This is a genomic window from Silvimonas sp. JCM 19000 (assembly GCF_054652575.1).
Genome location: NZ_BAAIHC010000001.1, coordinates 85,786 through 104,356 on the forward strand (window position 1 = coordinate 85,786; position 18,571 = coordinate 104,356).

Here is an 18,571-nt window from a genome sequence, read left to right on the forward strand (position 1 = left end):
GCCACCACGCTTAGTCCAGCGTTAGCGGTTTGGGCGGGTCCACGCCCAGACCGTCGCCATGGCCAGCGGCGGCGTCATGCAGATAAGGGCCCGTGGCATCACGCCCCAGCAATTTGCGCAGGCGCACGCCCAGTCCGTCAACAAACGTATAGATGACGGGAATGACCAGCAAGCTGAGGAAGGTCGAGGTAATCAAGCCGCCCACCACCACAATCGCCATCGGCGCGCGAAACGACGGATCGGTGCCGATGCCCATCGCCACCGGCATCATGCCCGCGCCCATGGCCAGCGTGGTCATCAGCACTGGCCGGGCGCGTTTGTGGCAGGCGTCCATCAGCGCGTCATAGCGGCTCAGGCCGTAATGTTTGCGCGCCATCACCGCGTATTCCACCAGCAAAATCGAGTTTTTGGTGACGATGCCGGTCAACATCAAAATGCCGATCAGCGAGGACAAACCAATCGCGTTATGCGTAATCAGCAAAGCCAGCATGGCGCCGCCGATCGACAGCGGTAGCGCGGCCAGAATGGTAAACGGCTGCAAAAAGTCATGGAACAGCAGCGCCAGCACCGCATAAATACACATCAAGCCAATCAGCAGCGCCAGACCAAAGCTCACCGCCAGCTTGGCCATTTGCTCGTCATCGCCGGTGGCCAGACGGGTAACGCCTGCAGGCAGATTGCGAATGGAAGGCAGCGCTTTAACTTCTGCCGCCACATCGCCTATCGGCCGGCCATTGGTTTCCACGCTCAGCGTGACGTAACGCTGGCGATTGCGGCGATGGATTTCGGTCGGGCCGCTATCCATGCTCAGCGTGGCTACCGAAGACAACGGCACGCCGCCGGCGCGCCCGGTGACGCGCAGTTGCCCTAACGCTTCCAGATCGTTGCGCACGGCCGGGTCCACCTGTACCCGCACCGGCAACTGGCGTTGTGGCAGGTTCAGCTTGGCCAGGCTGGTGGAAAAATCCCCATACGTGGCAATGCGGATGGTGCTGGCCAGTGCTTCGGTGGTCACGCCTTGCTCGGCCATTTTTTCCGGGTCGGGCGTGATATGGATTTCCGGGCGCACCACGCTGCTGCTACTGCTGACATTGCCCAGGTCTTTCAGGCTGCGCAGATCGCGCGTGATGTTGTTGGCGGCGGTGGCCAGTGCGGTCGAGTCATCGCTGGTAATGGTCACTTCCATCACCTGGCCATTGCTTTCGGCCGCGATGGCCACTTGCACGCCGGGTAGCGTCCACAAGGCCTGCCGGATGTCGCCTTCAATTTGAGACTGACTACGCGAGCGATCAGCGCGCGGGGTCAGGCTGACCGTCAAGGTCGCTTCATTCACCGCGCTGGAGGCCGCGTCGCTGGTGGCATCGCCGATTACCGCATACACCTGGGTGACGTGGTTGACCTTTTGCAGACGGCGTGTGGCTTCGAGCACGGCGGCTTCGGTTTCTTCCAGTTTGCTGCCGGGGGCGAGCTTGAGCGAGACCGTGGTCATGCTGTCATCGCTGGGCGAAATAAAGCCGGTCGGCAGCAACGGCACCAGCGCCAACGAGCCAATCACAAACAGGATGGCGGCCGCGGCGGTGCGGCCGCGATATTTAAGACACGCCGCCACGGCTTTCAGATAGCGCTGCATCAGCCAGCTGTCGGTCTCGGGCTTGGGGTTGTTCTTCAGCACATAGGCCGCCATCATCGGCGTCAGCAGGCGCGCCACCATCAGCGAGGCCACCACGGCTACCGAGACGGTCAAACCAAACTGGATAAAGTAGCGCCCGATAATCCCGCTCATAAACGCGGTCGGCAAAAAAACCGCCACCAGCGTCAGTGTCGTCGCCACCACGGCCAGGCCGATTTCATTGGCGGCGTCGGTCGCGGCCTGCATCGGCGATTTGCCCATACGCAAGTGCCGCACGATGTTTTCCACTTCCACAATGGCGTCATCGACCAGCACGCCCACCACCAGACTCAGGCTCAGCAAGGTAAGGATGTTGAGCGTGAAGCCGGCAAAGTACATCACGCCAAAGGTCGGAATGATGGAGAGCGGCAGGGCGGCGGCGGACACCAGCGTGGCGCGGTTGTCGCGCAGAAACCACCACACCACCAGCACCGCCAGCAATGCGCCTTCGTACAGCAAGTGCATCGAGCCGGTGTAGTTGTCCTCGGTGGGCTGTACCCAGTTCCAGATTTCGTGGATCTGCGTTTGCGGATGCGTCTGGTTGAATTTGGCGACGGCTTTGCGCACGCCTTTGGCGACTTCCACTTCGCTGGAGCCCAGTAGCGCCGTCACCTGGAAACCCACCACTGGCTTGCCATCCAGTGCCGCCCAGGCAAAGCGGTCGGCCTGGGTGTCGCTGACTTTGGCAATCTGATCAAGGCGCAAATGCGTGGCGCTGGACAGCACCAGATTGCTGCTGCTGTTGGCGGTGCCAGTGACGGTAACCGGGATGCTCAACGCGCCCAGTTGCTCCGGCATGCTCAATGCACCCAGCGTGCGCAGCGACTGGTTTTGCCCGCTGACGGTGCCGCGCCCACCCGAATCATCTTTCTGGATTTGCGCAATCTGATTGCTGACGTCGGCGGCGGTAATGCCCAGCCCGGCCAGTTGCGCCGGATCCAGGCTGACCTGGATTTCACGCTGTACGCCGCCGGTACGGGTGATGGCGTTAATGCCTTTGACTGCCAGCAAGGCCTTGGAGATGTCGTTGTCGATCAGCCACGACACATCGGCCTCGCTCATATGAGGCGCGCTCACCGTGTAGGCCAGCAATACTTCGCCGCTGGTGGTGATCTTGGAGACCGTGGGTGGCTCCACCGTGCTGGGCAGATCGGCGCGCGCGGCGTCGACCGCGTTGCGCACTTCGCTGAGCGCTTCTTCGGAGTTCTTTTCGATATCAAACGACACGCGCACGCTGACGTTGCCATCGCTGATGCTGCTGCTCATATGGTCGATGCCGCCGACCGTGGCCAGTTTGTCTTCCAGCTTGCGCGCGACTTCGTTTTCCAGTTGTTCGGGCGCGGCGCCTTCCAGCGTGGCGCTGACCAGAATGATAGGCAGATTGACGTCGGGCATTTCGGCGACGTCGATCATCTTGAGGCCGTATATACCCACCAATGTCAGCATCACAAACAGCAGGATGGCGGGCACCGGGTTGCGGATGGACCAGGCGGAAATATTCATGATGCTTTACCGGTGGTGGCGGCTTTGGTTTGCAGCGCGGCGGCCGCGGGTGCGGACCCCGCCAGCGTCACCAGATCGCCATCGCCAAGGAAAGCGCCGCCACTGGCGACGACCTGGGCATCGGCCGGCAGGCCATGCGTAATTTCGATCAGATCACCTTGCTGGCGGCCGGTGCTGACCAGCGTCTGCCGTACCTGTGCCGGTTTGTTGGCATCGGTACGCGGGAGCAGGGTAAACACATAATGCTGACCATCGCGCGCGGTGACGGCGCTGGCGGGCAGGGTGAGCGCGTTGCGCTGGCCGGTGGTGATGCTGCCGCTGCTATAAAGGCCGGCTTTAACACCGGGAGCGCGTTCCAGATCGACATAGACCAGAGCCAGCCGGGTGTCGTTGCTCAAGGTGGGGCTGACGATGCGCACTTTGCCGTGCACGTTCACGCCGCCGGGCAGGGTGACCACGGCGGCCTGGCCGCTGGCGATGCCGGGCAGCTCGCTGGGCGCCACTTCGGCCCGCCACTCGATGCGGTTCTGCCGCACCATGCGGAACAATTCCGAGCCGGTGGACACCACATTGCCCAGCAGGGCGCTGCGCGACGAAATCACACCATCATCCACGGCGCGCACTTCGGTTTGCTGCAAGCGGATACGGTCATTCTGCAAATCGGCCTGGGCCGAAGCCAGATTGGCCTGCGCGGTTTGTTCCGCCACCAGATATTGCGTGATCGCTTGTTCTGATAAAGAACCCGTGGTTTTGACCACCCGCGCCCGGTCGGCATCTGATCTGGCCTGTGACAAGGCCGCCTGCATTTGCGCCACCACCGCTTCGTGCTTGGCGATGTCGGCGCCGATGGCGGCGGTATCCAGCGTGGCCAGTACCTGGCCGCGTTTAACCTGACTGCCGACATCGGCCTGCACGGTGGTGATGCGTAGCGAACCGGTCTCGGCCGCAATCACTGCTTCTTGCCATGCGGCCAAAACGCCGGTGGCACGGATGGCGCTGTTCCAGTCGCGTTGCTGCGGCCGTACCAGTTGCACGGTCAGCGCGGTTTTGGCCGTGGCGCTGCTGGGCTCGGGCTTGGCCTCGGCATGCGAGCGCTTTAATAAAACAGTGGCAGCGCCAGCGGCGACAACCACCACCGCAACGATCAGATATTTAACGGCGGGCTTCATAGTGCGGCTCCGGGTGTAACGGTGTTGTGTGTCGGCGCGGTGGCCTCGCTGTCGGCGGTCCAGCCGCCACCCAGCGCTTTGTAGAGGGCAATCCAGTCTTCGATTCGATCTCGCTGCACGCCGATCAGATTGACGCGGGCGTTAAGCGTGTCGCGCCGCGCCAGTTCCAGCGTCAGCGCACTACCAAGGCCAGCCTTGTTGTTGGTGGTGGCGGCGTCTTCGTAATCCTGATAGCCCTGCACGCTGACGGCGTAATCGTTCTGCTGCAGCGCCGCGCTATTGAGCTTGACCATGGCTTGTTCCACCTCTTGCACCGCGCTACGCACTTTGCCGCGCCAGCTGGCCAGCGCCAGGTTGTAACGGGCAATGGCAGCGCGTTCGGCCGCGTCATTGGCGCCGCCATCAATCAGCGGCAGCGTGAGCGCGGGGGCAATCGACCACGGCAGCAAGGTGCTGCGCGTACCGGCTTGCAATAAAGACGACAGTGAGATCGAGCCGGTTAAAGTCAGGTCGGGGTATTTGGCCGCTTGCGCAGCGCCAATCTCGGCGCTGGCGGCAGCGAGTTCACGTTCGGCCGAGGCCAGATCCGGCCGTTGTTGCAGCAATTGCGCCGGTACACTATTTACCGCCACCTCGCCCAGCGCGGGCAGGGCATCCGGCGCCGCCCCCAGCAAGGTGCGCAATTGCGGTTCGTCCATGCCGGTGAGCCGCACCAGCGATTTAACCGTCAGATCGCAACTGGCGCGGGTGCTGGTCAGGGCAATGCTGACGGCGGCGGCGTTGGCGCGGGCCTGAGCCAGTTCGGAAGGCGGTTGCAAACCGGCGGCGGTATTGACACCGGTCAGGCGCACGGTTTCTTGATACGACTTGACGCTGCGCGCATACACGTCGACCTGCAACTGACAAGCACGATAGTCGACATAATCGGTGGCAACTTCAGCGGCCAGGCTGATCCGCGCATCGTGCCAGTCCGCCACGCGGGCGGTAATCCGGGCGTTGGCGGCTTGCTGGTTGCGCTTGATTTTGCCGAACAGATCAAGCTCCCACGAGGCATCGGCGCCGACGCTGCGATTGGTGCTGGCGGGCACTGCCTCGCTGCGTTTATCGCCCGCTCGCGTCACGCTGGCGTTGCCGCTGATTTGCGGCCACAAAGCGGCGTTATCGCTGGCGAGCGTGGCGCGGGCGTTTTCGATATTGGCCCAAGCCTGATCCAGCGTCGGGCTGTCAGCTTCTGCCGTGGCAATCAATTGCGTCAGCACGCGATCGCCCGCTTGTTGCCACCACGCCAGCAACTGTTGTGTATTGCCCGCATGCGGCAATGTGGCCTGCCAGCCCGGCGGCATGGCGGGCTGCGGTGCGTGATAATCCGGGCCGACGGCACAGCCCGCCAGCAGCAAGGCCAGCAGCGGGGGGCTGAGTCGGCAGAAACAACGCTTGAACATGGCAGCAGCAATCCGGTGTTTGTCTACGGCAGGATTCTGTCGTGTGGTCAGGTTAACCGCAGTAAACCGAATGTAAAAACGCGTAAAGATGACGTAGACGCTACAAACCGATACCGCTGATTGCGCCCGGGGGGTGGTTAATGCCAGGTAAATTCAGGTAAACCCTGCCAGCTCGCGTGCGGGCGCTTTTATACTCAGGCCGTGCCACCTCCTTGATTGCAGAATCCCAGATGACCCGAGTGCTATTGATCGACGACGACACCGCGCTGTCCGCCTTGCTGGGTGAATACCTGGAGCAAGAGGGCTTTGCCGTGGCCTTTGCCGCAGACGGCCAGGCGGGCGCCGCAGCCGCCTTGAGCGGCGCGCACGACATGGTGGTGCTGGATGTAATGATGCCAGGGCTGAATGGCGTTGAAGTGTTGCGGCAAATCCGCCAGCACAGCCGGATCCCGGTGCTGATGTTGACCGCGCGCGGTGACGATATCGACCGCATTCTGGGGCTGGAGCTGGGCGCCGATGATTATGTGCCCAAACCCTGCTCGCCGCGTGAGCTGACCGCGCGGTTACGTGCGATTCTGCGGCGCTTGCAGCCGGATGAGTCCAGTGGCGGTAACGCCAGCGCCCGCCTGATCGTGGCTGGATTGCTCAGCATGAACCCGGGTGATCGCAGCGCCAGTTGGGCCGGGCAGGCGCTGGATCTGACCAGTACCGAATTCAGCCTGCTGGCCGAGCTGGCGCGCAATGCCGGCCGTGTGGTGGGCAAGCAAGCTTTGTCCGAACAAGCGCTGGGCCGGCCGCTGACGCGCTTTGATCGCAATATCGATGTGCATATCAGCAGCATCCGGCAAAAGCTGGTGCACCCCAACCCGGCGCGCACGGTGATCCTGACGGTGCGCGGCGTCGGCTATCAGTTGCTGCGCGAGGACTGAGCCATGGGGCGGCTGTTCTGGAAATTTCTGTTTGCCTTCTGGCTGGCCATGTTTGCGGTGGCGCTGACGCTGGTGGTGGGTTCGGATCTGGTGCGGCGCATGGAGCATATTCCGGAGCAAAACGCCGAGACCGATGCCTTGGGCGAACGGGTCAAACAGGTCAGCACGCTGCTAGCGCGCGAGGATATCCGGGCTGCGCAGGCCCTGCTGCAACACTGGCGCAATCAGGGGCTTGATCCCGAAGTATTTGTAATTGATGAAGCGGGTGCCGAACTGCTCAACCGGCCGCTGTCGCCCGACGATCTGGCCTTTGCCCGCCACGCCGATCAGCAAGCCGAACCGTTTGTGCAATGGTTAAGCACGCCCGATGGCGATCGCTATGCGGTGACCACGCATGTAACGCGCGCCATGTATATGTCGTACCACACCGGCATCCGGCTGACGTGGCAGTGGCTGGTGGCGATTGCTTCGCTGGTCGGGCTGTTCTTCAGCGCCTTGCTGGCCTGGCACTGGGCGCGGCCGCTGCGGGCGCTACGTTGGGCTTTGCACAATATCGCCAAGGGCCACCTCGACACCCGGGTCATGCCGCGCATGGGCAAGCGCCGCGATGAACTCGGCCGCCTGGGCGAGGACTTCGACAGCATGGCGCAGCGGCTGGAATTGCTGGTTGATGCGCAACGGCGGCTGTTGCATGACGTTTCGCATGAATTGCGCTCACCGCTGGCGCGGCTGGAAGCCGCCATCGAACTGGCTGAACGCCGGCGTGGCAATGCCGAGACCGAACCTGAAATGGCCCGTATTACTCGCGAAGCGCAGCGCCTGAATATGCTGGTGGGCGAACTGCTGTTGCTGGCGCGGCTGGAGAATGGCATCGAAACCATCAAACGCGCGCGGGTTGATGTGATGGAACTGGTGGTGGCCATTGCCGATGACGCGCAGTTTGAAGCGCGCAGCAAAGGTCGCGATGTACTGTTGCAGACGCAGGGCGAGTTTGTCGCCAGTGTCAGCGCCGAATTGTTGTATCGGGCCTTTGAAAACGTCATCCGCAACGCCGTCAAATACACCCGGCCGGATACGGCGGTGCAGGTATCGGCGGTGGCGACGGCGGCGGAAATGGTGGTGACCGTTGTCGACCATGGCCCGGGCCTGCCGGACGATGTGTTGCAGGCCATCTTCGAGCCGTTCCGCCGTTTTGAGACTGATCCGGAAATCAGTGGCTTTGGCTTGGGGCTGGCGATTGCGCAACGCGCGATGGAAGCCCATGGCGGGGCCATTCAGGTGGAGCGCAATGCCGCCGGGGGTTTGAGTTTTACCCTGACGCTAAGTCGCGCCGCGCTGGTGCGCAAACATCAGGTGCTGGGGCGTACGCTCGATGCGCCGCGACCGTGGTGGGGCGCATGGGTGGCGTGGACCCAACGCGGCGGCGGCGCGTCCTAGAACTTGCCGTTGTTACTGGCGCAAGGGGCTCGGCACCGGCGCCTCAACATCGCGCATATCGTCTTTTAATTCGGCTGGTAGATCCGGCGGCAATTCAGCGGGCAAGGTGGCGCGGGCCAGCGCTTCTTCATCTTTTTTGCGCATGACCTCAAGTCGGGTTTTTTGCGCAGCACTGGCGCGAATAAAGATGATCTTGAGCGCCGCCATTAACGGCACTGACAAAAAGATACCCGCTACGCCGCCTAATTGATCACCTGCCAACAAACCAATAATCACCATCAGCGGGCTGACTTCAACCCCCTCGCTCATCAAGAACGGGTTGAGCACGTAATCCTGAAACATGCGATAGCAGCCAATAAACACGATCAGCCACCACATATGCGCGTAGCCACTGAACCCCGCCACCACGATGGCCAGGCCCGCCGCTGCCAGCGGCCCGGCAAAAGGAATGAATTCCAGCATCGCGGCCGCACTCGCCAGCAACAAGGCATACGGCACACCGAGCAAGGAATAGCCGATGCTGTACGAAATGCAGGTGGCAATGGCCAGCAATAGCAGGGCGCGCACATAGCGTGACAGCAGCACATCCAGATCTTCAATAATGCCGGCCCACAATTTGCGTTGTTTTCGATCCAGCCACAGCAAGACGGTATTACGGATATCCGGGCCTTCCTTGATCAGCAAAAAACTCAGGATGGGCACCAGAACCAGATAGATGAGATTGCTGGCTACGTGCATCACGCCGATACCGAATTGTTTGGCGGTGGAAACGTTATCGCCGCCTTCGGTGATATGGCTTTGAATAAACGCAAAGATGCGGCCACGCACCGGCTTGAGAAAATCCGGCAGCGGGATGCGTTCAAAAATATGGTTGGAATTAAGCAGGCCAGGCAATTGCTGGCTTAAATGCACGGCTTCGTCCTGAATCTGGGTGCCGAATACTGCGCCCAGGGTGGCGATAATGCTGATGACCGCGGCAAAGACCACTGCAATTGAAACCGTACGCGGCACCCGATCTGGCCGGATGCGGTCCACCAGATCAATCAACGGGTAAATCAGATAACTGAAAAAGACAGCAAAGACCACCACCAGCAGCGTGGTGGAAACGGCATAGACGATATAGACCAGCAGTGCGATCAGCAGGATGGTCCAGACGATACGGGCGGTGCGTACATCAAAGCCGAACATGGCGCGGTTTTCCGTTGGTTTTGTAGCGAATGGGGCTTCGGCAAAGTGCGAACCCGTCTGGCACGAGCCGCACCCTGACAATAGCCGCCAGGCCGCGCCAGCGCTGTGCGCGCGCGTCTTGCAAGCACGTAGGATGGCGCCGCGTTTTGCAGCGCGGCATGGCAGGGTTGGGACGGGACGTCCGTACCCACGCGGCAAGGCCACGCCACCGCAGGCTGGCGCATTGCCCCAGGAGTGCTACGCGTAGTGGTCCATCCGTCCGGTCAGTATCCTTGCGCCTAATCAAACCTATAAGCGCTCGGTGCGCGGGGCTGAATAATGGGTGCTCCCCCAACTTATTCCACGGTGGTAGATCAGGCGATGACCGAAGCAATCCGGTTGGCGCGATTAAACCAGCTCGACATTCTGGATAGCGCGCCCGAAGCGCTGTTCGATAGCGTCACGCGCATGGCGGCGCAAATCTGCGGCACGCCGATCAGTTTGATCAGCCTGGTGGACGAAGAGCGGCAATGGTTTAAATCCACCTATGGTCTGGAAGGCGTTAGCGAAACCGCGCGCGATATTTCGTTTTGCGCGCATGCCATCGCGCAAGGCGGCTTGTTTGAAATTAACGACGCCACGCAAGATCCGCGGTTTGTTGACAATGAACTGGTGACCGGCTCGCTCGGCATCCGCTTTTATGCCGGTGCGCCGATTACGCTGCGCGATGGCACCCGTCCCGGCACGCTGTGCGTTATTGACCGACAAGCCCATCAATTAAGCGACAGCCAACGCCATACCCTGCAATGCCTGGCGCAGATCGTTAGCGATTGCCTGCAAGAGCGCGAACGTTGCGTGGCCTTGAGCCGCGATCTGATGGATAGCGAAGACCGTTACCGCGCCATTGTTGATTTCAGTAGCGATGCCATCATCAGCAAATCGCTGGACGGCATCATCCATAACTGGAATAAGGCCGCCGAAAAACTGTTTGGCTATTCCGCGCAAGAAGCGGTGGGCCAACATATCTCGATGCTGTTTCCCAATGATGGCGTGCAGGAAGAATGCATGCTGATCCGCCATGTATTGCAGCATGGCTCGATTTCGCAATTTGAAACGGTGCGTCTGCATAAAGACGGGCACCGGCTGGACGTGGCCATTACGCTTTCGGCAATTCGGGATGCGATGGGCCGGGTTATTGGCGTTTCCAAGATTGCGCGCGATGTGGGTGAGCGCAAACGCATTGATAAAGAATTGAATCGCACCCTGGCGCGGCATCAAATGCTGTATCACATTGCGCCAGCCATGATGCACACCATGGACGCCGACGCCAGACTGATTACCGTGAGCGACACCTGGCTGGCCCGTATGGGCTATGCGCGTGACGAGGTGATAGGGCGCTATACCTGGGAATTTCTGACGCCGACCTCACGCCGGGATGCGCGCGAGCAGGTGATACCCCGCTTGTTTGAAACCGGCCGCTGCGACGATGTGCATTATCAATATCAGCGCAAAGACGGCGGCATTATTGATGTTTTGCTCAGTGCGCGGCTGGAACGTGACGTTGAAGGCAAGGCCTGGCATTCGCTCGCCATCATGCAGGACGTCACCGAGAAAAAACGCTTTGAGCGCGAGCTGGCCGAGCAGAACGAACGCCTGCGGGTGACCTTGCAATCGATCGGCGATGGGGTGATTACCACCGATGTCGACGGCAAGATTGAATATCTGAATCCGGTGGCCGAGCGCCTGACCGGCTGGCCCAACGCCGATGCGCGCGGACAGCACCTTAGCCAGTTGTTCAAGCTGGCCGCTGAGCACAGCAAACGCTACGCCTTGCCCGGCGTGCCCCGTGAAGGCACCGTGCTGATTGCGCGCGACGGCAGCGAATACGATATCGAAGAAACCATGGCGCCCTTGCTGAATGACCAGCAGGAAGCAATCGGCATGGTACTGGTGTTTCGCGATGTCACACGGCAACGGCAAATGAGCAGCGAAATGTCTTATCGCGCCTCGCACGATCCGCTGACTGGCTTGCTCAATCGTGGCGAATACGACGTGCGTTTGCATCGCGCCTTGCACGACGCCAAAGCCGGCGAGGGCGAACATGTGGCGCTGTATATCGATCTGGATCAGTTCAAGGTGGTGAACGACGCCTGTGGTCACGGCGTGGGCGACCAGTTGCTGCATCAGGTCAGCACCATGTTGCAAGGCTGCGTGCGCGCGACCGATACACTGGCGCGGCTGGGGGGTGATGAATTTGGCGTCATCCTGCAATTCTGTGCGGTGGACAAGGCCATGCGCATTGCTCAGCAGATGGTGGATCAGATTGACCAGTTCCGCTTTATGCACGATGGCCAACGCTTTCGCATAGGCGCCAGCATCGGCCTGGTGCGCATCGACCCCAACTGGGCCAGTGCCGCCGCCATCATGCATGCGGCCGATACCGCGTGCTACACCGCCAAAGAGGCCGGGCGTAACCGCGTGCAGATGTGGCTGGACAACGACCAGAGCCTGCAAAGCCGCCAGGGCGAAACGCATTGGGCGGCGCGGCTGGAACAAGCCATCGACGAAGACCATTTTGAGTTGTACGCGCAACGGCTGACGCCGCTGAGTTCGCCCACCGGCAAACTGTATTGCGAGGTCTTGCTGCGCCTGCGCGAACACGACGGCAGCATCGTGCCGCCGGGGGCTTTTTTGCCGGCAGCAGAACGCTTTCATATGGCCAGCCGGATCGATCGCTGGGTAGTGCGTAAAGTCTGCGAAGCCATGGCCGTGGCCGATTTAAGCCAGGTGGATACGCTGTCGGTCAATTTGTCGGGCCAATCGATCGGCGACCGGGCCTTCCACCGCTTTGTGGTGGAATACCTGGACCGGAATCAGGTGGATACCAGCAAGCTGTGCTTTGAGATTACCGAAACCACCGCCATCACCAATCTGCGCGAGGCCACTGACTTTATCGCGGCCATGCAGGCGCGCGGCATCCGCTTTGCGCTGGATGACTTTGGCAGCGGCGCGGCCAGTTTTGGTTATCTGAAATCGTTGGCGGTGGATGTGCTCAAGATTGACGGCCAATTTATTAAAGAACTGGCCAGCGACGCGGTCGATCAAGCCACCGTGCGTTGTATCCGCGAGATCGCCAGTGCGGTCGGCAAAGCGACGGTTGCGGAATTTGTTGAGACCGCAGAGACCGCCGCCATGCTGCGTGATATGGGCATCGATTACGCCCAGGGCTATTTGTATCACCGGCCGGAACCGCTCGGTCGTCTGCTGCGCTAACAGCCGCCGCGTCGGAATCAGCCCCGGGCCGCGTGGCCGCCGGGGCGGGGGTGCTTACGCTGGGGGCCGTGCGTGGCGAGCCGTCCCGGCGCCATGCCAACTGGCGCGGCAACATCAGCCGCCCACCGTCATGCTGCGGCAAGCCTCGGCGCACACCGAGCAAGCCGCCGCACAGACCTGGCAATGTGCCACTTGATGCTGTCCGCACACTGCGGCGCAGGCGTCGCATACCGCCGCACACAATTCACACGCTTCCACGGCAAAGCCGCTGTGTCGTGCCAACAAAGCGGCGGCAAAGCGACAAGCCTCGGCGCAATCGATATCGTGCCGGATGCAATCGGCCATCATCCCCACGTCTTGCTCATCAAGGCAGGCCTGTGCGCACTGATCGCACGCCTGTGCGCAGCCGTAGCACGCAGAAATACACGCGGCGTAGCTGGTGATGGTCATGGTGCTGCTCCTTGCTCCGGCAAACTCACGCTATTTTTGGATATTCGCGCTGACATCACCGTCGCAGCGTCACTGAAAGCCGCGTCAGCCATCGCCGCGCCGCGGGCTGAAAGCGCGGGCGCCAAGCGGGCGGCATTTGACCTGCAAGCGGCCGCAAAGCCGCTTATAATACGGCCCCGCCCGTGGGCGGTGAGGGTCGGGGTGGTGATGCACAAATCACTATATCTAGTGTTCAGGTTTAACACGTCGCACTAGATATGCTATCTTTGCCCCCGGTGTGAACGCTCGTTGCATGCTGCATTGCAAGGTCAATCCAGGCCGCTGCGGACTGACGAGACGTCAAACCAACGCCGCCACGCCAGGTCGAACCCGGTCGGCACAACCAGGAAGCGCACGATGCTGAAGCAACGCACCCGTCGGATTATCCAGAGCGCAGTGGCCCTCAGTATGCTGGCGCTGGTTGGCGCATGTGGCACCGCGCCGGTGATGTCCAGCGGCGGCCAGATGACGCCACCACCGGGCAAGGCCTACGCCATTGTTGCGTTGACGTTTGATAGCTGGGACAAGGACACCTCCAATGTCAGCTTTGTGCTGCAAGGCCCGGATGGCAGCAGCGGCGAATACTTTGCCCAGGTGACCACGGACTATATCCGCGACGTCGGCGATATTCCCGACAGCATCGGCAAGCTGCATTTGCTGACGCTAACGCCTGGCCATTATGTGCTGCCCTCGGTGTGGGCCCGCTGGCGCGATGGCAGTGACACGATTATTTTCAGCAATCATGTGATCAAGATTCCGCTGAACCAGCAATTTGATGTGAGCGCGGGCCAGGTGGTGTACCTGGGCGATATCCACGCCAAACTGAATTACCAGGCCAGCGTGAGCGTGATTGATAGCAGCGCGCGTGACATGAACCATATCAAGACGATCTGGAAAGTGCCGGACACCAGCAATATCCAGCGTCTGCCCCTGCAACCGCTGCAACTGCCCGCCACGGCGGCGCATTGAGCGACGGCTGATGGATTGAATTGAAAACAGCGCGCCGGTGAGCGCGCTGGCAAAACACCAGGGCGCACCGCCCCTCCACAGAAATACCGAACTTTAGAACTCTCTCTACCGAACAGATAACAGGAACACCACCATGCTGAACTTCGACGACGAAATCGCCACCCCGCAACACAGCAGCGACGTACCCGCTGGCGTCAACACCAGCAATCGCGTGCGCGCCGCCGACAAACGCGTGATCAATGGCACGACCGACGTCAACCAGCTGGTGCCGTTCAAACACAAATGGGCGTGGGAAAAATATCTGGCGCAGTGTGCCAACCACTGGATGCCGCAAGAAGTAAACATGCAGCGCGACATCGAACTGTGGAAAAGCCCGAACGGCCTGACCGAAGACGAACGCCGTCTGGTCAAACGCAACCTGGGCTTTTTTGTGACTGCCGATTCGCTGGCCGCCAATAACATCGTGCTAGGCACGTATCGCCAGATTACTTCGCCGGAATGCCGCCAGTTTCTGCTGCGCCAGGCGTTTGACGAAGCCATCCACACCCACGCCTACCAATACATTGTGGAAAGCCTGGGCCTGGACGAAGGCGAAGTATTTAACGCCTATCAAGAAGTGGCGTCGATCCGCGATAAAGACGAATTCCTGATTCCGTTTATCGACGTGCTGACCGACCCGAAATTCAAGAGCGGCACGCTGGAAACCGACCAGACCCTGTTGCGCTCGATTATCGTGTTTGCTTGCATCATGGAAGGCCTGTTCTTCTACGTCGGCTTTGTTCAAATCCTGGCGCTGGGCCGTCAGAACAAAATGACCGGCGCCGCCGAGCAATATCAATACATCCTGCGCGACGAATCGATGCACTGCAATTTTGGTATTGATCTGATCAACACCATCAAACAAGAAAACCCGGAATTGTGGACTGAAACCTTCAAGGCTGAGATTACCGAGCTGTTTAAAAAAGCAGTCGACCTGGAATACGCCTACGCCGAAGACACCATGCCGCGCGGCGTGCTGGGTTTGAATGCTAGCCAGTTCAAGGAATACCTGCGCTTTATTGCCAACCGCCGTATGCAACAGATTGGTCTGGACCAATTGTTCCCGGGCGTGACCAATCCGTTCCCGTGGATGAGCGAAATGATTGACTTGAAGAAAGAGAAGAATTTCTTTGAGACGCGCGTGACGGAATATCAAACGGGTGGGGCGTTGAGCTGGGATTGAGGGGTCGAATTTGAGCGGCAGAAATGTCGCTCTGGCCAAGAAAAAACCTCGCAGCAATGCGAGGTTTTTTTGCGCCTGAACCTGGCCTTATTCGCTGCTCAGCTTGGCTTTGAGTTGGTGCAGCTCAGTCATATTCATAAACGTAATCACCACGCCATCAATCAGGTTCTCTAGTGTGCGGTAAGGCATTGCGCCAGCACCGCGCTGGGCTGATCGACATCGAGAGTGGGAGAGAGGCTAGCTGCCATTGCCTCTGCCTCGTGTCTTTGGCCTTGCCTGCGCGCGTCCTTGCCACCAGTGCCCATCTTCGATTCACCTGGGTAACTTGCGACAGAGACCTGCACGGGCCGTTTTGCCGCGCCGTGATCACGCCAGCGAGTCCGGGCTGGCAGGAATTCGCCCCACGCATTGTTGGGTGCGGCAGTTGCAAAGAAATACATGCTATGTTCGGTAGCGCACAGACTGAGCTAATTGACGCGAATTCTAATGGGTCACCAGGCTGCTGCCCAATGCCTATGGAGTCGCCATGCCCCCAATGCCGCAGGCCGAACAGTTAATTGCCGAGCCCATAGACCTGGATCGGGTCAGCCGGGCGCTACAGGCCATGTCACATCCATTGCGCCTGAAGATCTTGTGCATGTTGGGTGAGACCGAAGAGATCCACGTGCAGGGCATTGTTAATCTGGTTGGCTCTACTCAATCCAATATATCGCAACATCTTTCCAGCATGCGGGAGAAGGGCGTTTTGATTTCCCGGCGTGAAGCCAACCATATCTATTACCGGATCAGTGATCCGAGAACGGTGGATCTGATTGCCATGTTTCGGGATGTGTTTTGCGGCTTTGCGGATTAGGGCTGCACGGGGCTACGCCCCACGCATTTGCCGCTACCCCAGCCGCACCCTTACCCGACAACTTCAAACTGGTCGCCACGATTGCTGTGCAGGAGCAAGCCCATGCTGGAAATGATTAATCTTGGCCGTCCGCAACTGGAATACATATTGCAATCAGTACGCCAGCGCCAAGCGACCATTTCGCCGGACCAATCAGACCAGCGCGCGGAATTGCATGAATGTGCCGCGTTGTTAACGGCCTTGGGCGGGATCGCGGGCAAAGAATTTGTGCTGCTTTGCGTGGATTCAGTCGACGCACCGGCGCTGGATGAAATCGTGACGCGATATCGCAAGATGGAACCAATTGTGCGCGGGCAGGGGCGGGCGTTTGTGCCGTTTATTTATGGCCGGGATTATGTGCCGCCTGCGGGGTGAGGGGTTGGGGTTGAGGCGGGCATCGGTAAAGCGAGAAGGGGATTTCGGTATTTTCGAATCCCCTTTGTTGTATTTATAAATCAGGCTTTAAATAAGCCCTTTTCGCTGCGGTTCATAAAATAGATTGTCTATCGGTGCCCATGTCGCACTCCCCAAGCGCGCCACTTGATTGTCTGATAGCAGCGTAACGTTTCTCCTTTCGGACTTTTCGTATCCGAGGCGGAGTCTTGCTTGCAGAAATGTAGGACACGACCTACGATAATCGTAAAACCACACTTAGTTTTCGCCTTCCACTGGATTCCGCTAATTAACCTATGGTTTAAGGTTCCAAATGGCAAAGAAAACCTTCCAATCTATTTCCATTCGCCTGCTGCGCGACGGCGTTCCTCCTGCCGATAGCCTTCGTTCCGGATTGACGCTTTCGGCTTGGCCGAAGCTGGAGAACTCATTAATTTCCTTGGGTACGAGTAAGGCACAGATACCGAAATGGGCTCCGTTTCTTGAGTTGGCCGATGAGGACCTGACACGTTTGAAGAACATGATGGCGTTTGGGTTGCTTTTTGTTCCGGCTGCGCAAAGATGGTTCGCAATTTCATTTGGTTGTGGCCATACCAAGCTCGATCCCGATGCCTTTGAGCATGATTTCGGACTAAGGATCGTCCTGAATGCGGTGCACCCGGATAAATTGCGAAGCGCCGATATCCGAACGCCAGATGACAATACAACTTCCAGACGAACTCAGACGGCGCGCCGGTCGGATCAAACTGCTTTCAGTATTGATGTGGAGCGAGATATTGTTCGCGGTCTTGCGGGGGAGCCTAAAGATAGCAATTTCGCTTCAAAAGTTGCTGGTAGTGACGGACTTACGATTACTCGGAAAATGCGAGTAGAGGATTTGCCTAGTGTATGTGCCGAAGCATTGGCCGAATCCCAGAAGGAAGATTATAAGGCGAGTTTTGAATGGATCGATCAAATAAAGCATGTAAGAGATAAAAATTTGATTTCTGAGCTTGATGAGAAAATAGTCGATGCTCTAGACGGGTATCTGAAAGGAGGGGCTTCAGAATTAATGAATCTCGCATATCCTGTTATTTATGAACCTGAAAAAGTTAGGTATATTAAATTTGGCGGCTACCGAAGCAGTCATGTGTATCCAGATATGGAAATCGCTAATTATATTGAAGACTTAAGGTTCAAAGAAGTATTTGACTATGAAAGCGATTTTTTAGATGGCCATTACGTATACGAATGTAATGGTGATGGGCAAAAGTGTGGATTGGGGTGGCGCTTAAAGGCATGTTTAATATTCGAAACTGATTTGAATGGACAGAAATATGTATTATCTGCCGGGCGCTGGTACTTAATAGACCGAAACTTGGCAGAGGCAGTATGCGATTTTTTTGCCAGCGTTGATGAGCGTGCTTTGCCTGATGCTTTACTAAATGAAAACGAAGAGCAATACAATAGCCGGATCGCCAGTGCAGGCTCGGGGATGCTCTGCCTTGATCGGCAGCTTGTGTTTCCGACAGGGGCTTCGCACGCGATTGAAGTGTGCGATTTTCTTGCTGATGATGGTGCTCTTATACATATTAAAGATCAGACATCATCATCCCGGCTGAGCCACCTTTTCAATCAGGCAGCAGTATCCGCGCGAGTCATGAAAATGGACGCTGCCTTTCGCGATCGAGTGCGAGATAAGATTGTAATCCGAGAGGCCGAGTTCTCGTTGACCGGATTTCGTGATTTAGTCGTTGATGCAAATACGCCTTATGATGAAAAAAAGCATCTCATAGTACTGGCGGTTCTCAGTGGAAAGACGGGTGCAAGCAGGCGGCTGCCATTCTTTAGCTTGGTCACTTTTCGTCAAGCTGCAATGGAATTAAAAGCGCTGGGATATCGGTATGAATTTTCCTGGGTGTTTAAGCCCGCCGCGACAAAGGCGAAGGTTAAGAGAAAAATGGCAACCCCCATAACCTAAGCTGATTTTCAGAGCGAAAACACGGCTACTTAATGTGGCCGTGTGGTCTCGGTTGAT

Annotated in this window: 13 protein-coding genes; 8 read left to right on the forward strand and 5 right to left on the reverse strand. The window is 58.7% G+C overall.

Features of this window, described 5'->3' with window-relative positions:
* Window positions 1–10: 10 nt before the first annotated feature.
* Genes ACYQ1A_RS00420 through ACYQ1A_RS00430 form a run of 3 tightly spaced genes read right to left on the reverse strand, consistent with a single transcriptional unit; the run spans window position 11 to window position 5,783 of the window.
* Entirely contained in the window at window positions 11–3,172 is a 3,162-nt protein-coding gene (locus tag ACYQ1A_RS00420) for an efflux RND transporter permease subunit (RefSeq protein ID WP_499359258.1), read from the reverse strand.
* Complete coding sequence (locus ACYQ1A_RS00425; RefSeq protein WP_499359260.1) at window positions 3,169–4,341, reverse strand: efflux RND transporter periplasmic adaptor subunit; 1,173 nt, start codon at window positions 4,339–4,341, stop codon at window positions 3,169–3,171. The genes ACYQ1A_RS00420 and ACYQ1A_RS00425 overlap by 4 nt, the downstream gene beginning before the upstream one ends.
* Window positions 4,338–5,783, reverse strand: coding sequence for an efflux transporter outer membrane subunit (locus ACYQ1A_RS00430; protein WP_499359262.1), 1,446 nt, complete (start codon window positions 5,781–5,783; stop codon window positions 4,338–4,340). The genes ACYQ1A_RS00425 and ACYQ1A_RS00430 overlap by 4 nt, the downstream gene beginning before the upstream one ends.
* A gap of 230 nt (window positions 5,784–6,013) precedes the next feature.
* Here ACYQ1A_RS00430 and ACYQ1A_RS00435 point away from each other — a divergent pair, with 230 nt between their 5' ends.
* Both ACYQ1A_RS00435 and ACYQ1A_RS00440 read left to right on the forward strand, forming a co-directional pair.
* On the forward strand, window positions 6,014–6,712 hold the full coding sequence (locus ACYQ1A_RS00435; protein WP_499359264.1) for a response regulator: 699 nt from the start codon (window positions 6,014–6,016) through the stop codon (window positions 6,710–6,712).
* A gap of 3 nt (window positions 6,713–6,715) precedes the next feature.
* On the forward strand, window positions 6,716–8,149 hold the full coding sequence (locus ACYQ1A_RS00440; protein WP_499359266.1) for a HAMP domain-containing sensor histidine kinase: 1,434 nt from the start codon (window positions 6,716–6,718) through the stop codon (window positions 8,147–8,149).
* Between the two features lie 12 nt (window positions 8,150–8,161).
* On the opposite strand, the gene ACYQ1A_RS00445 is transcribed toward ACYQ1A_RS00440, so the two are convergent.
* Window positions 8,162–9,337: an AI-2E family transporter gene (locus ACYQ1A_RS00445; protein WP_499359268.1), complete on the reverse strand. Its 1,176-nt coding sequence runs from the start codon at window positions 9,335–9,337 to the stop codon at window positions 8,162–8,164.
* 318 nt (window positions 9,338–9,655) lie between these two features.
* Here ACYQ1A_RS00445 and ACYQ1A_RS00450 point away from each other — a divergent pair, with 318 nt between their 5' ends.
* On the forward strand, window positions 9,656–12,589 hold the full coding sequence (locus ACYQ1A_RS00450; protein WP_499359270.1) for a PAS domain S-box protein: 2,934 nt from the start codon (window positions 9,656–9,658) through the stop codon (window positions 12,587–12,589).
* A 114-nt stretch (window positions 12,590–12,703) separates the two neighbouring features.
* On the opposite strand, the gene ACYQ1A_RS00455 is transcribed toward ACYQ1A_RS00450, so the two are convergent.
* Complete coding sequence (locus tag ACYQ1A_RS00455) at window positions 12,704–13,039, reverse strand: four-helix bundle copper-binding protein (RefSeq protein WP_499359272.1); 336 nt, start codon at window positions 13,037–13,039, stop codon at window positions 12,704–12,706.
* 396 nt (window positions 13,040–13,435) lie between these two features.
* Between ACYQ1A_RS00455 and ACYQ1A_RS00460 the strand changes: the two genes are divergently transcribed.
* The 5 genes from ACYQ1A_RS00460 to ACYQ1A_RS00480 all read left to right on the forward strand — a co-directional run bounded on the left by ACYQ1A_RS00460 (window position 13,436) and on the right by ACYQ1A_RS00480 (window position 18,514).
* Complete coding sequence (locus ACYQ1A_RS00460) at window positions 13,436–14,047, forward strand: hypothetical protein (protein WP_499359273.1); 612 nt, start codon at window positions 13,436–13,438, stop codon at window positions 14,045–14,047.
* Window positions 14,048–14,180: 133 nt separating this feature from the next.
* On the forward strand, window positions 14,181–15,269 hold the full coding sequence (locus tag ACYQ1A_RS00465) for a ribonucleotide-diphosphate reductase subunit beta (protein ID WP_499359275.1): 1,089 nt from the start codon (window positions 14,181–14,183) through the stop codon (window positions 15,267–15,269).
* A gap of 526 nt (window positions 15,270–15,795) precedes the next feature.
* The gene (locus tag ACYQ1A_RS00470; protein ID WP_499359277.1) at window positions 15,796–16,122 is read left to right on the forward strand and encodes an ArsR/SmtB family transcription factor; all 327 of its coding nucleotides are present in this window, start codon (window positions 15,796–15,798) and stop codon (window positions 16,120–16,122) included.
* A 102-nt stretch (window positions 16,123–16,224) separates the two neighbouring features.
* Window positions 16,225–16,536 (forward strand): hypothetical protein, encoded by a 312-nt coding sequence (locus ACYQ1A_RS00475; protein ID WP_499359280.1) that lies wholly within the window; start codon window positions 16,225–16,227, stop codon window positions 16,534–16,536.
* 331 nt (window positions 16,537–16,867) lie between these two features.
* Window positions 16,868–18,514: a DUF6119 family protein gene (locus tag ACYQ1A_RS00480; RefSeq protein WP_499359282.1), complete on the forward strand. Its 1,647-nt coding sequence runs from the start codon at window positions 16,868–16,870 to the stop codon at window positions 18,512–18,514.
* Window positions 18,515–18,571: the final 57 nt, after the last annotated feature.

Coding starts and splice junctions, on each gene's coding strand:
- ACYQ1A_RS00420 (WP_499359258.1), bottom strand. CDS start 3,172: ATGAATATTTCCGCCTGGTCCATCCGCAACCCGGTGCCCGCCATCCTG.
- ACYQ1A_RS00425 (WP_499359260.1), bottom strand. CDS start 4,341: ATGAAGCCCGCCGTTAAATATCTGATCGTTGCGGTGGTGGTTGTCGCC.
- ACYQ1A_RS00430 (WP_499359262.1), bottom strand. CDS start 5,783: ATGTTCAAGCGTTGTTTCTGCCGACTCAGCCCCCCGCTGCTGGCCTTG.
- ACYQ1A_RS00435 (WP_499359264.1), top strand. CDS start 6,014: ATGACCCGAGTGCTATTGATCGACGACGACACCGCGCTGTCCGCCTTG.
- ACYQ1A_RS00440 (WP_499359266.1), top strand. CDS start 6,716: ATGGGGCGGCTGTTCTGGAAATTTCTGTTTGCCTTCTGGCTGGCCATG.
- ACYQ1A_RS00445 (WP_499359268.1), bottom strand. CDS start 9,337: ATGTTCGGCTTTGATGTACGCACCGCCCGTATCGTCTGGACCATCCTG.
- ACYQ1A_RS00450 (WP_499359270.1), top strand. CDS start 9,656: ATGGGTGCTCCCCCAACTTATTCCACGGTGGTAGATCAGGCGATGACC.
- ACYQ1A_RS00455 (WP_499359272.1), bottom strand. CDS start 13,039: ATGACCATCACCAGCTACGCCGCGTGTATTTCTGCGTGCTACGGCTGC.
- ACYQ1A_RS00460 (WP_499359273.1), top strand. CDS start 13,436: ATGCTGAAGCAACGCACCCGTCGGATTATCCAGAGCGCAGTGGCCCTC.
- ACYQ1A_RS00465 (WP_499359275.1), top strand. CDS start 14,181: ATGCTGAACTTCGACGACGAAATCGCCACCCCGCAACACAGCAGCGAC.
- ACYQ1A_RS00470 (WP_499359277.1), top strand. CDS start 15,796: ATGCCCCCAATGCCGCAGGCCGAACAGTTAATTGCCGAGCCCATAGAC.
- ACYQ1A_RS00475 (WP_499359280.1), top strand. CDS start 16,225: ATGCTGGAAATGATTAATCTTGGCCGTCCGCAACTGGAATACATATTG.
- ACYQ1A_RS00480 (WP_499359282.1), top strand. CDS start 16,868: ATGGCAAAGAAAACCTTCCAATCTATTTCCATTCGCCTGCTGCGCGAC.